Below are 14,977 nucleotides of genomic sequence, written 5' to 3'. Positions count from 1 at the left end.
TCGTCCTGTCCGGTGTCTTCGGTTGCTGACGCTCGCCGCCTGCGCGTGCTGTCTTCTCGACTTGTAGGAGGTTGTCGATGATGGTGGCGATGCCGTCTTGGGCGGCGGGGGAGAGTTGGGTGATGGAGCGGGCCATGACGCGTACGCGGCGGTTGTGTTCTTCGTCTTCGGTCTGGTCGCCGAGGAGGTAGCCGGCGGTCGTTAGCTCAGTTTTGAGTTGTCAAGTTTCGGCTGGCAGGGTGGGTCGCGTAATGCCCGCGCTGCCATCATCGCTGGTCTCGTCCCTGTCCTGCGCACCGGATCTGACCGTTGTCGAAACACCGGTGTACGGCCAGAGGCGCTCGTCGGTCTTCCTGACGGCCGGGTCGTACGGCTTGGTGTCATCGGCCTCTGCTGGCCGCTCGTCCCAAGGTGCGGCCAACCCGAGCCCGGCAGGGCCGGCCCTGCTGCTCGCTTTGTCCGGTCCCCTGTTCAAGAAGGGCGACGGCAACGGCTGGTAACGCCGTTGCCAGAACCGGTCGAAGGAACGATTCGCGGGGGCGCCGGCGGCTCGGTCACGTCCGCAGGCGTTGCGTCGTCCTACTCGACCGTTTCCTCACCGGTCTCTCGTGCGAGGTGGAGGTGCGTGAGATCAACGTCCCTCCGGTTGGCAGGCGCGGAGGCGGGCGAACGGCGTGGAGAGGGCGGAGTCGTTCGATTGGCTGCAGTTGGCTGGAAGGAAGATTCCTCTGGTGGGCGATTGCCGTGCGTCCGGTCCCGGATGGCGTCGTCGATGATGTCTATTAATCGTTTGTGTTCGGTAAGCAGGTCGTCAACCGAATCCGGGTGACCGAAGCTCAGGCAAAGGGCTGCGTCGACCGCGTCCTGTAGCAGGGAGGGGACGTCCTGGGGTAGTGCGGCCTTTCCGGTCGGGCTGAGGCCACTCTTGGTGGCCAGGGCGTGTGCTGCCTCGGCGACTACCGCGTCCGGGTCGGTCTTCGTGCCATGGGTGATCGGCGCGCGATCACGGGCGGTGTTGAGGAGGAGCAGAATCTGAGCGGCCACTGCCTGCGGTCCGTCACGACGTGCAGCCACGCATCTCCACTCGCCGCGAACGTCACGGTAGTCCAGTGCTGACACCCCGCTTCTCTTTCGGGCAGCGATGGACGCTTCCATGGCGTCGGCCGCGAGGACCAGCAGCCGGATTCGTTCGGGCGGCGTCGCGGCGTGGGTGAGAGCTGCGCGGACAAGTGTCAGCCGCTGCGCGATCATGCCTGTCGTTCGGTGGGTCGAGTTGGCGTCCGAGGCGCGCTGTCGCTGGCCCCGGTGATCGTTTCGGACGCCGTCGCGGCTCGCGAAGGTGTCGGCCAGCATCCGGGCGTTGTCAGTGGCTTTCGTGTCGATGGCGGAGGCTGCCATGAGCCGCCAAGCAACGTCGAGTTCCAAATTGTGCAGAGCGCCCTTGGCTGCGGCGAGGAGGGGGAGGTCACCACCGGTCAGGGCTGGCCAGAGGTGTACGTGGAGGTAGCTGCCGGGGTCGTTCGCGTTCTGGCGGACGAACAGCGGAAGCCCGTGCTTGGCGCCGACCCGGCGCAGGGCACGGAGCAAGGTGAGCATCGCTGGTTTGTAGCCGGTGGGAATGAACAGCAGGGCGGCTGTGTCGCGGCTGATGCGGCTTTCGATGGTTTGCTCGACGGCCGCGGAGTCGGAGCCGGCAGGTCCGATGAGTTCCGTCCAGGCTTCGATGCCAGCCGTTCGCACTCTCAGGACGTCGTCGGTGGCGCGGTCGACGCTGGCTGGCGTGCCGTTGACGCCGAAGACGGCTGCCCGGATTTGGGGCTTCACGACACCGAGGTGTTGGGTGACGGCTACGGGCAGGCCATGGTCGATGAGTTGTTGCCCGACGGTTCCTACTGTCGGGTTGTCCTGAACCCCGGTGAGCCACACTGCCAGGACGGTGTGGGCCGGTGTGACCGGCGGGTCGGGTAGTCCGCTGTCCTGCCATCCGGATCCGTCGGTGTCGTACCTGGTGAGGTAGTCGCCGATGAGTCGCGCGTGGTCCGGGCCGGGTGGACGGAGGAGATGGCTGTCGTTGCCGACAAGCCTCAGCGCGTCGGCGACTTCTCCGGTCAGCCATGCGTAGGACGAGAGGCCGACTGAGGAGCAGACCGGCTCGGTGTTGCGCTTCTTCCTGATCTCTCCCAGCTTCTGCCCGAGCGTTCGAACGCTGCCCGAAGGCCGCCATTCGTAGTGGCTGAGCAGGTTCACGGCGTTGGGGTGAGTTTTTCGGTCGGCGTTGAGCAGTTCTTCGTACCGGCTGGTGATGTAGCGGCGGACGGCCAGGTTGGCGGTGCCGTCGCGGCGTACGACGGCGTCGGCGACGACGGCGCGCAGGGACGCGCAGTCACGGGCTTCGAAGCCGGCTCGGTGCCGCTCTGCGGCTTGTTGTACCAGGCGGCGCTGGGTGTCGGTGAGGAACACCGTGGACGGGTCCGTGTTGGCGGCGGCGTCCAGGGCGGCGAACATGCGCCACCGGACGAGGACACCGGCGACCGGGTCGGCGTCGAGGCCGTCCAGCGGGTCGACCACCTCGTACGTGGTCGGCTGGCTGGTGAGGAGGAGCTGCCACGGTAGTCCCGCCTGGGACAGGGCGGTGAGTACACCCAGGGCGAGGGAAGTGGAACCGGTGCCCCAGGTGAGCAGGGTCTGTTCGTATCGTGGCGCTTTACAGAGGTGGGCGGTGAGCGCGGCGGCCACCTGTTTCTCGGTCATCCCGGGGATGGCTACGGTAGCGGCCTTGCGGACTGAGTGGGTGTCGTCATCTGCGGCGGGCTGGTTGAGCAGGTCGGTGAGGGTCTGCGCGATCGGCAACGTGTCCAGCGAGTCGTTGCGGTTCTGGGCGGTGCCGAGCACCACGACGTCGAGGTCGGGCGTGGGGTGGAGGGTGGCCAGTGCTCCGAACAGCGGGCTGGGTGCCGGGGTGCTGAACGGTTGGTCGTGCCATGCGCCGTCGGTGAGCAGGCGACGGGCGGTGCGGGCGCCAGCCGGGCCGGCGAGGGTGGTGGCGAGTTGGGTGCGGCGTGCCGCGACCCGGTGGGCGCCGACTTCTGGGGTTCGGCCCCGTGAGTCGAGGAGGAGGTCAGCTTCTCCGGCTACGTGTACCAGCAGGCGCATTGGACCAGTGTGGACCAACACTTTTGTTGATCGTTACCGGGTGTGTCGTTGTGATGCCTAGGCTGTCGGGCATGGAGATCGCGGATGTTGTTCCCGACGTCGAGGTGGTCAATCTGACGCCGCACGTGGTGCGTCTGGTGGGGGACGAGTTGACTGTCGAGGTGCCGGCATCAGGTCCGCCTGCTCGGGTGGTGTTGCAGCCGGATGTCGTCGACGGGGCGGTGCGGGTCGGTGCACTGGTGGTTCCGTTGAAGCGGACGGCGGCATCCCCTGTGGTCGTGGGGGTGCCGGAACCTCGTCCGGGAATGCTGTTCATCGTGGCTCGGCCGGTGGCGGAGGCGCTGGCGGAGCGGGGTGACCTGGTCTATCCGCACGACACTGTGCGGGACGCCGAGGGCAGGGTTGTCGGATGTCGGTCACTGGCGCGGCCGGTGGTTGTCGCCGGGGGGTGAGATCAGGTGTGCTGGGGCACCTCGTTCGTTCGGACGGGTGGCATGGGGGTTCCTGGCGATTGAGCCGCCGACACGTTCAAGATTAGATACTTTTGTAGTTGAACTAGTGATGTATGGATCGGTAGTCTGCCTTCCGTGCACGCCTTCCCCGCTGAGATCCCCCCTGCCGAGGCTCGCCGCGTCGATGTCGTGGAAAGCCGGGTGGCCCGCAAGGTCGCGGTGCTGTTCGGTCTGGGCAGCGATCTCCCTCCGTTCCACCGCTCCTGGGTGTCTGACTTCACGGCGCTGTCGCTGGCGGAGATCGGTCGGGGAGCACCCAGCCCGAGCCGCGTCGACCGTTCCCGGCTGGAGTCCGCGCCGCCCCAGCCGACCGGCGCTGAATCCGCGGACTGGGCGTGGTCGGGTCGCGCGGTGTGGTCTGCACAGGGCACCCTGCCCGGGGCACTGACGAACGCGACGCTGAACCGGTACGGCCCGAACACCAAGGCCGCAGTCGTACTTGCTGCCGCGAACCGGATGCTTCAGGGGCCGACGGAGGCGGTGGGGGTCGTCTGCCGGCATCTGACCAGCACCGGCTGCGACGCCGAGGTTCGGCTCGCCGTGTGGGCCGGTCTGGTCCTCGAGGTCTATCGCGCCCAGCCGGCACTGGTGGTCGCAGCCGTTCAAGCCCGTCAGGTGCAACGGTCCCTGTCGGCGAGCTGGGGTACGCAGGTCGACCGGGCGGGAGTAACCGGGGCCGACACCCCGTCAGAGATCCATCCGCCGTCGGTGGAGACCGGGGGCACCGCCGAGCCGGACGAGGCGACGGCCCGCTGGCAACCCACTTCCCTGCACCTGGTCGACGCGACTCTGCCGGCCGTCGGGCTGGCCGACGACCCGGTGACCGGGCCGGGCCTGGTGACGACGGACGCACTCGACGACATCGCCTCGGCGTGGTGCCACCGGCTCCTCGGCGTCGGACGGCCCGGCCGGGGAGTGGTGTGGTTGACCGAGGACAGCGGCGGATCACGACGGGTCCACGCCATGGCGCGGGTGGGAGCCGTGGTGGCTCCGTTCGTGGCGGCCACTCTCGGCGGCACCTACAAGCCCGACCGGCCGGCCCGGTCGGTACTGCCGACGCTACCCACTGCTGCCGCGTTGGCCGACGCCCCGTTGCTGCACCGGCGTGCACACCTCCTGACGGCCCACATCACCGCGAACTACCTGAGATATCGCGACGAGCTGCTGCTCCTGACATGGCCGGAGCTGCGGCAGCAGACTCGGGAACTGGTGGCTCGTGCCGTCCGACGGTGTGCCCACGCCCTCGACTCCGACGATCCGGTGACCCTGCAGTTACGGGCGTACGAGGCGTACCTGGACGTGTGGGATCCGATGCATGCCGGGTCAACCGATTCAGGCTCATCCGCAGGCGGTGCCGCCGACCTGGCAGCGACCGTCAACAGTTTGACCGAGTCGCAACGGACCGTGGTGCAGGCATGGCGGTCAGAGCAGCTTGATCCCGGCGCGGCGGCGTACCTGCTGGAGATCGGCAACGTAGCCCTGCGGGACGCGGACGGTGACCCGTCCGTCGTCGGTGCCGCTTGGTCGGCGATTCTGGAGGCCCGGGGCCTTGATCCGGAGATCGACCTCGCGACGCAGGTCGATTCGCTCAGCGACGCGCAAGTGTTCCACCTGCACCACTACGCGGCGTGGCTCGCCCGTGGGCGGCGGCGGGTCGACCTACGGCGGGCGTTGACCGTGCAGGAACGGGTCGCCTCTGTCCGTGAACAGGTGGCCCGCCGTGAACCGGCTGGGTTCGCGGCCAAATCCGCCGCCGCCCGCGCCGGGTACGAGCTGGCCGCCGAGATCGCCACGGAGCTTGCGTTGGCCACACCCGACCGGGAAGGTCGAGCGCGAACCCAGGCCCTGCATACCGCCGTCCGATACGCCCAGCTGGTACTGGCCGACCCCAGCACCATGGAACTGCTGCGACCAGCCGGTTCGCAGCCCGCCACCCGGCGGACCGCCCGGGTGGTGGCGCGCGCCCTGTCCGTGGCCGCGACCCACGAGGTGGCGATCAGCGCGGCGGACGCCGCCACCGCCGTGGACCTGGTCGACGCCGTGACCGGTGACAGCGCGCATAGCCGCAGCGACGACGGCCACCGCGACGTCCGACCACTGAACGAGGCACAGCTGAGCGAGCTGCGCACCTGGCGCAGGCAGCTGGTCGACGTCCGCGACGCGGACAGCTCCACCTGAGGCCGGTGACAGACGCCGAAGCCCTTGTCCTTGTTCCATCCCCGAGAGACGAGATCCGGAGATGACCAGAGAAGCTCATGTGAGAGGACCCGGGGTCGACAGGCACTGGGTATTGATCGAGACCGGCGGCAACCAGGCGTACATCTTCGGCAGCAATCGGCTGCGGCACGTCGTCGGGGCATCGCAGCTCGTGCACGAGGTCGGCACCGAGTGGGTGCCCGACGCCGCCGCGACTCTCGCCATGTCGCCCGACTCGGTGGTGATGACCGCCTCCGGCAAAGCCCTACTGCTGGTGGACTCGGCGGCCGCCGGTAAGGCGGTGATCCGGGAGGTCACCCGGCGGGCGTTGACGCAGGCACCGGGGCTGCGGGTGACGGGAGTGGTCGGCCCGGGGTTCGACTCGACCGATGACACCGCGTACGAGAAGGCTCGCCGCGATACCTACACACTGCACAGCAAGGTCCGTGCCGCCCGGGCCGACCCGCTGCTGCGGGACCGGGTGTTCCCCTGGCACCGGCTGTGCCGGGACAGCGGCCGGCCCGCCGCCCGCGAGGAGGTGTACGGCGCCGGAGAGCCGCCCGTGCCGGCCTCGGCCGGAATGCTGGCCCGGTCGAGCGCCCGGAACCGGGCTCACCGGCGGCTCCGGAACAAGCTCGGTGGCCGCCTCGCTACCGTCATCCCCACGCACCTGGACGAACTGCGACACGATGGCTGGACGGCGGTCGTGCATGCTGACGGCAACGGTGTCGGGGAACTGTTCCTGAAGTTCGCCGCGCACGTCGCCACCATCGAGCGCGCCCAACAGGTTCCACTGGACACTTACGCCCGATACCAGCGGGACGTGGCCGCGCAGCTCGACGATGCCACCTGGGACGCCGTACGTGACGCGGTCGGCGCACTCGTCGACGAGCTACCCGACGACCTGACCGGGCGGCTGCTTCCGATCGTCGTCGGCGGCGACGACGTGACGGTGGCCTGTGACGCGTCACTGGCCGTGCCGTTCGTGCGGTACTTCACCGCCGCGTTCGCCCGGCGTACCGCCGAGCAGCCGACGCTGTCCGCCATCGCCCGTGTCGCGACCGGCCACGCCGGGCTCACCGCCTCCGCCGGGATCGCCGTGGTGAAGTCACACCACCCGTTCGCCACCGCGTACGGCCTGGCCGAGGCGCTCACCGTCTCCGCCAAGCAGCTGAAGTCGGACGGCCGGGCCCTGGCCGCCTTCGACATCCACGTGGCGCACACCTCGACACTGCGGGACCTCAAGCTGCTGCGCCAGTACGTCCGCAGCGACGACGGCACGCCAGTGGCCCGGCATGCTGGGCCGTACCTTATCGGCCGGGCCGAGGACCTGCCCGGCGAGTTGCGTCACCGCAGCGTCGAGCTGCTCGACGAGGTCGACGGCTGGCTCCGCCCCGACGGAGGGCTGTCCGCCGCGCAGGCCCATGCCCTGCGCGACGCCGCCGACCGCAGCCTGGCCGAGTACCACCATCAGCTGGAGCTTCTCCTGGCCCGGGTGGCTGATCCACAGCGGGTCCACGACCTGCTCGACGTGCAGTCTGACCCGGCGGTGACTGCGGGGGAGGCAGCGAATGCGACCGACGGATCCGAGGCGCGACCGGGCGACCCACCGCCGGTAGGGCAGTTCCTGCGACTGTTCGACGCGCTGCACCTTCGCGGCCTGCGCACTCGGTCTGCGGATCTTCCCCCTACGCAAGCCGTACCTGTCCTCGACGGTGGTGCCTCATGACTCTGCCCGTGACGTTCGACATCACCCTGGAGTTCCTCAGCGACTGGCACGTCGGCACCGGCCAGGGCCGGCTGGGCGTTGTCGACGCCGAGGTCCGACGCGATGCCGACAGGTTGCCGTTCGTGCCGGCCAAGACCCTGGTGGGGGTGTGGCGGGACGCCTGCGAAACGGTCGCCGACACCTTCGACCAGGCGGGCGACCGAACGGGAGCATGGACCGAATGGGTCACCTGGCTGTTCGGGTCCCAGTCCGCCCAGGGCAAAGACCCGACCGCACGAGCAGGCATGCCACCGGTACCGGCGGCTCTCCAGATCACCCCAGCCCAGGCACCGGCCTGGTTGCGGGTAGCAGTGCGGAACCGGCCCGCACTCGCACAGGCTGCCGTCGCCCTCCGGCCCGGCGTGACGATCGACGACGTGACCGGCACGGCCGCCGACCGGCTGCTGCGCGTCGAGGAACGGGCCATCCGATCCCTGCGGCTACACGCCGAGGTGCGCATCGCCATCCCCGGCACGGCCGACGCCGCGGAGGGGACCGGCGTCGGTCACCTTCCGGAACCGGCGGAACTGCTGCTCCGCGCCGGTGCCAGGCTGGTCGAAGGGGTCGGCGGCAAGCGGAACCGGGGCAGCGGGCGCGTGGCCGTCCTCCTTCCCGGCGCACGCATGGACGACACCATCGTTCACCCCACGGTCACTGACCCGCGACTGGCCGACCTACTGGCAACCGGGGCGCCGCCATCGCCGCCCGCACCGCCTGCCGCGCGGAAGCTGGTGGACATCTACCCGTACGCCCGGAGGCATGCTGACCAGCGACGCACCGTACGGGTCGCCCTCCGGGTGATCACTCCGCTGGTAGCCGCGCACGACGTGTTGGGTAACGTCATTTTCAGCCGCGACGCGATTCCCGGGACGGCGATGCTGGGCACGTTCCTGGGCCGCGCCGAGTGGGCACGTCGCGACGGTGATTCCCGCCCGGCCCGGATCGGGTTGGGGGATGTCAGTGTCGGTGACGCCGTTCCCGCCCACGCCGATCCGGGCGATCCGGCGTCGGTGACCCCCGCCTGCCCCGTGCCGAAGGTGTGGCACCGGAGCGACAAGGGCCGGGGCAAGGCCGTCCACAACATCCTGGCCACCGAGCCGACACGAGAAGACCGCGCCAAGCCCATGGCCGGGTGGATTGTGCCGGACGACGACGGCTGGCAGCACCTCGACCCGGTCAAGACCGTGTCCACCCACGCCATCGTCGACGACGACGCCCGCCGCCCCACGGTGGCCAGCGGCGGCGTCTACACCTACCTCGGCATTGCCCCTGACACGGTGCTGTGTACCGATGTCGTGCTGCCCGCAGAGATCCGACTCCGGCTGAAACGCGGGGATCGTCTCCGGTTCGGCCGCTCCCGCAAGGACGACTTCGGTCTTGTCGAAGTCGTCGAGGTGGTCGACCCGCTGCCGGTTCCACCCCCTCCGAAATGGGAGAAGGGTCTACTCCGGGTGTGGTGCGTCTCCGACGTCTACCTGCGCGACGAACGGCTCGCCCCCGACCCGTCGCCCCAAGCCCTGGCCCGAGCGCTGTCAGCCGCGTTGCCCTCGGCGACGTTCGAGGTGGTCGGTGACGGCACGGCAGTGGCGGTGACACGGCGAGAGGGCTTCGGGGTCGCCTGGTGCCGACCGCGCCCCAGCCAGGTCGCGCTACAGGCCGGAAGTGTCGTCACCCTCGCCGTGACCGGCGAGGTCGATCCGCGACGACTGGCCGAGATGGAACGCGACGGCGTCGGCGAGCGCACCGTCGAAGGGTACGGCCGGATCCGGTTCAACCCACCGGAGCTGGCTGTCGGCAGACCTGCCGTGGGCATCTCCGGCGTTTCCCCGTGCACGACGAAGAAGTCGGACAACGCAGGTGAGCCCCCAGTGGCCGCAGCCGACGTTCCCCCGCAGGCGCACCCGTTGGAGATCAATGCCTGGCGCAGGGCCATCCGCCGGGCAAGCGCCCGAACGCACCCTTGTGCACTGGTCCCGGGCATCGACGGGATGGCCGGGAACCGGGCCCAGCTCGGCTCGCTGCGGACGCAGTTGGAGCGGTTGACGCTGCCCAACGGCCCGGCCATGGTCAGCCACTGGCTGGAGGCCACGAGCGCGGTACCCGCCCGCCGCGAGACGTGGACCGAGCCCGTCCTCAAGGAACTCGCTGCGCTCCTTGTCGACGACCCGAGCCAGGTGTGGAAAAACCTCAAGCTGGACGGTGCCCAACCTGACCTGGTACTCGCCCCTGGCCGAGAGGACGACGTGCGGCAACACCTGCACACCGAGGCGGTGACGACAGCAGTCACCGACATGCTGCGGCGACTCGTACGGCAACGCCGTGGAACCACTGAAACGTCGACCACACCAGGCACGACAGCGAAGGAGCGGCGCTGATGGGCCAGTCGATCGGCACCCGCATCGAGATCCTCGGCGTCCTCACCTGCCTCGGCCCGGTCCACGTCGGCGGTTGGGACAACACCGCGGAGGCGGACCTGACCGTCGCCCGCGACGGCACGGGCCTCCCGTGCCTGCCCGGGACCTCGATCGCCGGTGCGCTACGGGCCTACCTCGCCGGGGTCGACGGCTTTCGGGGCGACCGTGCGGCCACATTGATGGACGCCCTGTTCGGGCACATCACCCAGACCGGTCGAGGAGGGTCGCCGTCCTGGATCCGCGTCGACGACGCGCACCTGATCGGCGACGACATCCCCCTGGGGGTACGGGACGGAGTCGGCATCGACCGGCGCTCGGCCAGCGCCGCCGCGAACTACCTCTACACCCGGCAGGTCCTACCCGCCGGAACCCGGTTCGCGCTGCGCCTGGTCGCCGACACCCCGACCACCGCCCTCACCCATCACTACCCAGGCGGCTGGTCGCGGCTGATCGACGACGCCGTCGAGGCGATGGTCGCCGGTCTGGCCCACGGCCGCGTCCCCATCGGCGCCGGCCGGGGCCGCGGCTTCGGAAAGGTGGAACTGAGCGAGGTCACGACACGTCGCGCCGACCTGTCCGACCCTGCCGGTCTTGTCGCTTGGCTCACCGGTACGGCCCCGGCCGTACCGTGCCAGCGGACCGGGAGCACCGCACCGGCCGACGGCCGACTGCGGGCCACCGTCACGTGGCAGCCGGCCAGCCCTCTGCTGGTCCGCGACTCGCTGCCCGGCACCGTCGTCGACGCAGTGCCGGTGACCGACACCGCCGCAGACGGAACAGTCCGGCTCCTGCTACCGGGCTCGTCGATCCGCGGTGCGGTCCGCGCGTACGCCGAGCGGATCGTCCGTACGTTGCAGGGCAGCGACGCCGCGCCCGACTTCGGTGACACGCTGGTCCACCCGCCACCCGGTGTCGACGTACTGTTCGGGGCCGCGCCCGCCCACAGCGCCGACCGCGAACGGGCCAACTCGGGTGGCCTCGCAGAGGTCGAGACGAGCCCAAACAATGCTGTTGGAGGCCGACGGGGTGTCTTGACCGTCGCCGACTGCCACAGCGTCGGACACGTCAGCACGGACCAGTGGAACAACATCGTCACCACCAGCCCCGACCCCGTTGATGCCGCCGGCAAGGAGATCCGGGAGGCACGCGGACAGCGCAACAGCGCACGCGACCAGGCCCGATCCGCCCTACACCGCCACTTGGACAGCACCAACGCCAGTTTCGCTCTCCGAGTCAGCGACCACGTCGCCATCGACAGGTGGACCGGCGGGGCCAGCGACCACCGGCTGTTCAGCGTCCTCGACCCCGACACCACCGTCAGGTGGGAACCGATCCACATCGACGTCGACACCACCCGCCTGAACGGCGACCACGGACCTGCCGAGCACACATCGACCGCACTGGCGCTGCCGCTGCTCCTGCTCGTCCTACGGGACCTGCGGGACGGGTGGCTGAGCGTCGGCTACGGCGGCACCCGCGGACGCGGCCAGATCGAAGTCACCGACGTGACCTTCACCGGCGACGGATTGACCGGAGCCTGGCAGGCACTGGCCGGACAAAACCTCGACACCATCCTCACCGACCCGCCCGCAGAGATCCTCCACACCATGACCACCTGGGCGGACACGTTCCCGGAGGCACCCGCATGAACACCGTCCACGAGGACGCGGCACTGAACGCCGTACGCGCCGTCCCAGACCTCACAGCGAGCGACGCTGTCGCCTGGTTCGTTCCCGGCACCCCGTCCGGGCGGCAGGTGATCGGCTACACCCTGTCGGCCCGAGCAGCCACCTGGCTGAGGGTCAGTCCCGCCGGAGTCGTCGAGGCAGCACCCGGCACCGGCGACATCCTCACCGAGGCGTACGAGATGGTGCTGTTCGACGGCGAGCGGGAGCTGCGCTGGTTGCGCAGCCCAGACGGGACCGGCCCGGCGATCGCCCTCGGCGAGGACCCGGCCCACCTACCGTCTGGGCGAGACGTCACCACTGACCCGCCGCCCAGACGGGGCGAGACCCACACTCGGCTGCTCGCCGGTAACCCCGATGCCCATGCCGTGGCCGGCTGGTCGACGTTGGGCAGCGAGCGCTACGCCGCCGCGCAGCTGCCGACGACGTTCACCGGCGGTGAGGTGCTGACCATCGAGACCGTCGAGTATCTCGTCGAGGACGGACACGGCAACGTCGACGTCGTCGACAGTCGAACTGTGGCCCTGCGATCGACCACCAAGGCGGCGGTGTCGGCCGTGGCTGCCACCATGACCGGCCAGGAAGGGACGGCGGCGTGAACGGCCCGGTGAACAAGCTGGAGAAGACCGTCTCGGCAGAGCTGACCAAGCGCGGCGACAGCCTTGAGGGGGTGATCCGGAGCAGCGATCGGGCCAAGGACAACAAGCCGAAGCGACTGGTCCGTTCCCAGTGGGACGGTGCCCTCGCCGAGCACGTGGACACGATGACGGACGGGGACACCGTCACCGTCGAGGTCACCACCAACCTGGCCGACAACGGCAAGCGGACCGCCCGGTTGGCCGGTGTCGCGTCGCTGGCAAAGGTCAACCAGGACCACGACCGGTCCACGCTCCTTGCGAAGACCGGCGGGTTCGTCAATCCGTACACCTTCGTGCCGACCCTGCCGCGCAGCGACCGCAAGGGCACCCGCCTGTCCGGCACCGACCTGGACGACGGCCCGCCGCGCAGCCACGCCTACCACGCGGACGGGCAGTGGAGCGGCACCCTGTCGCTGACCCTGACCACCGTCACCCCGCTGCTGCTGCCCGTGCCCGCCGCGACGCAACCCAAGGACGGCCCCCGAACCTTCGACGTGCGGGTCGATCCGCACGGACGGCCGCTCATCCACGGGGCGTCGCTCAAGGGTGCGCTGCGCAGCGCGTACGAGACGGTCACGGCCAGCCGGTACGGGGTCTTCGCCGAACACCACGAACGGCTCGCCTACCGCACCAACGCCAGCGCCGCGCTGAACCTGACCCCGGCCAGGGTGCACACCACCGGAGACGGCGAGATCGCCTTCCGCCTCTGTCGGGGCGACGCCGACTGGGCGCGGCACAGCCGCAGCGGCAACCAGGCCCAGTTCGCCGCCCTCGTCCCCGCCTACGGTCCTCGGCCCGCGAAGCTCCTCGGGGACCTGTCGGGCGAGCCCCTTTCAAGACATCACGGCTTCGAGGTCTTTGCCCGAGTCGTCCACGCCGGAGAGGACGGAAAGGGCAGCAGAGGGGCACGCACCTGGCGTGTCACCCACCTGGCGCGCACCGAGGAGGAACTGCAGACGTACCTACGGACCGACAGGTCCCGCCCGGCTGGCGGCAACGGTCGGCACCGCATCGTGCGGGGATGGTTGTCCGCCACGGGCCGGTCCATCGGCACAAAGCACCACGAGCGGCTGTTCGTGGAGACCCCAGGTCTGGACGTGCCCCGCACGGATGAGCACGTGAGCTACTGGAAATCGGTGCTGCGGGCCTACGACCTGGCCCAGGGGTACAACGACCCGCAAGCCACCTACCGCCGCGATCCTGTGACCGCGGAGGGGATAGAACGTTCCTGGCATGTGGTCAACAGCCCTCGGTTGCAGACACTGCCCGCCGGCACGCTCGTCTACGTCAAGTACGACGAGAAGCGACACGAAATCACCGAGGTTCATCCGGTCATGATCGGCCGGCTGCCGTTCGACGCCTCCCCCGGTGACTTGCTACACGAGAGCCTGCGGCCGGCGCAGACCCGTGACCAGCTTTCCCCGGCGGACCGGTTGTTCGGCTGGGTGCCGCCCGGTCGGAGCGACGACGGCACCGACACCAACGACGGCGCGTCGGGCTACCGTGGCCGCCTCCGGGTCCGGTCGATCACCTGCACCACCGACGACTGGCGGCCGTCGTCCTTTCCCGACCGCGGGGTCACCCTTGCACCGCTGAGCAGCCCCAAACCCACCCAGTTCCGTTTCTATGCGTCCCCCGACAAGGAAACCGGGGCACCCACGAGGCGTGGCATCCCGAAGGCTGACGGATACCCCATTGACGGCGGGCTTCGAGGACGCAAGATGTACCGCTGGCGTGAGGAGGAGCCCGGCTACTGGGAGCCGACCAAGGGCTGCGACGACCCGTCCCGGGGATACCTGGCGCTGAAGGACCACGAACAGCACGCTACGCAGGTGGTCTGCCACCGTGGTTGGGTGCGACCCGAGGTGACGTTCCAGGTCGACCTGTTCCTCGACGGGGTGCCTGACGCGGAACTCGGGGCGCTGATGTGGCTCCTCACCCGGGGTGAGGCAGCACCGCTGCGGCTCGGTGCCGGCAAGCCTTACGGGTTTGGCGTGATCACCGCCCAGCTCGATCTGGACCGTACCCGGATGTGGGACGCCGCCGGGGTCCGGACCGGCTGGATGCGTCTGTCCCGCCCGGAGCCGGTCGGCGCGGACCGGCTCACCGCCCTCGTGGACCGGTTCGACGCCACCGCCCGCGGCAACGAGGTCCTGCGGGAAGCCACCGAGTCGTACCTACGGGCAACGAAGCCCGTCGCTGAGCCGGTGCATTACCCGCGGATGACACCGACGCCACAGGCCGAGAGCTACGAGTGGTTCGTCGCCAACGACCGGGTCGTAGGCGGCAAGACGGTTCAGGGCTGGCCGTTGCCGCACGTCCGCGACGCCGACCAGAGGCTGCCCTACCTCGGCAGTGACCATGACGGACCCCAGCAGGCCGGACGCGGCGGGGCTGGGCGCCCAGAGCGCCGGGTGCCCTCCCCGCGCCCCGCGCCGGGAAAGGAACGACGCCCGCAGTCCGGGCAGGGCCTCGGCAAAGCTATCGGGGACGGTGCCAACCAGCGCGCGGCCGGCCGGGGACACCCGGGCGGCAAGGACAATCGCACCTCTCGTTGATCACGCGAGCCGGTGCCCCAATTCCCTATCGGACGAAGTCGGTATCCAGGCAC

The 14,977-nt window shown here is 69.8% G+C and carries 8 protein-coding genes; 7 read left to right on the top strand and 1 reads right to left on the bottom strand.

Annotated features, from left to right (window positions below):
• Positions 1-579: 579 nt before the first annotated feature.
• Entirely contained in the window at positions 580-3,153 is a 2,574-nt protein-coding gene (locus WHN02_RS22580; protein ID WP_434740707.1) for a hypothetical protein, read from the bottom strand.
• A gap of 71 nt (positions 3,154-3,224) precedes the next feature.
• Here WHN02_RS22580 and WHN02_RS22575 point away from each other — a divergent pair, with 71 nt between their 5' ends.
• The 7 genes from WHN02_RS22575 to WHN02_RS22545 all read left to right on the top strand — a co-directional run bounded on the left by WHN02_RS22575 (position 3,225) and on the right by WHN02_RS22545 (position 14,924).
• Positions 3,225-3,605: a hypothetical protein gene (locus tag WHN02_RS22575; RefSeq protein ID WP_434740706.1), complete on the top strand. Its 381-nt coding sequence runs from the start codon at positions 3,225-3,227 to the stop codon at positions 3,603-3,605.
• Positions 3,606-4,016: 411 nt separating this feature from the next.
• On the top strand, positions 4,017-5,843 hold the full coding sequence (locus tag WHN02_RS22570; protein ID WP_434740705.1) for a hypothetical protein: 1,827 nt from the start codon (positions 4,017-4,019) through the stop codon (positions 5,841-5,843).
• A gap of 112 nt (positions 5,844-5,955) precedes the next feature.
• Positions 5,956-7,590: a Cas10/Cmr2 second palm domain-containing protein gene (locus WHN02_RS22565; RefSeq protein WP_434740704.1), complete on the top strand. Its 1,635-nt coding sequence runs from the start codon at positions 5,956-5,958 to the stop codon at positions 7,588-7,590.
• Positions 7,587-10,004: an RAMP superfamily CRISPR-associated protein gene (locus WHN02_RS22560; RefSeq protein WP_434740703.1), complete on the top strand. Its 2,418-nt coding sequence runs from the start codon at positions 7,587-7,589 to the stop codon at positions 10,002-10,004. Before WHN02_RS22565 ends, WHN02_RS22560 begins: the two co-directional genes overlap by 4 nt.
• Positions 10,004-11,692 carry an RAMP superfamily CRISPR-associated protein gene (locus WHN02_RS22555; RefSeq protein WP_434740702.1) on the top strand — a complete coding sequence of 563 codons (1,689 nt, stop codon included), beginning with the start codon at positions 10,004-10,006 and terminating at the stop codon, positions 11,690-11,692. The genes WHN02_RS22560 and WHN02_RS22555 overlap by 1 nt, the downstream gene beginning before the upstream one ends.
• Complete coding sequence (csx19, locus tag WHN02_RS22550) at positions 11,689-12,327, top strand: type III-D CRISPR-associated protein Csx19 (protein WP_434740701.1); 639 nt, start codon at positions 11,689-11,691, stop codon at positions 12,325-12,327. The genes WHN02_RS22555 and csx19 overlap by 4 nt, the downstream gene beginning before the upstream one ends.
• Positions 12,324-14,924 (top strand): TIGR03986 family type III CRISPR-associated RAMP protein, encoded by a 2,601-nt coding sequence (locus tag WHN02_RS22545; protein WP_434740700.1) that lies wholly within the window; start codon positions 12,324-12,326, stop codon positions 14,922-14,924. Before csx19 ends, WHN02_RS22545 begins: the two co-directional genes overlap by 4 nt.
• The last annotated feature ends 53 nt before the right edge of the window (positions 14,925-14,977 follow it).

The sequence above is a fragment of the Micromonospora sp. SH-82 genome (assembly GCF_051132485.1).
Classification (GTDB): domain Bacteria; phylum Actinomycetota; class Actinomycetes; order Mycobacteriales; family Micromonosporaceae; genus Micromonospora.
The sequence above is the reverse complement of the archived record's forward strand: the minus strand, read 5'-3'. Positions and strand labels throughout refer to the sequence as shown.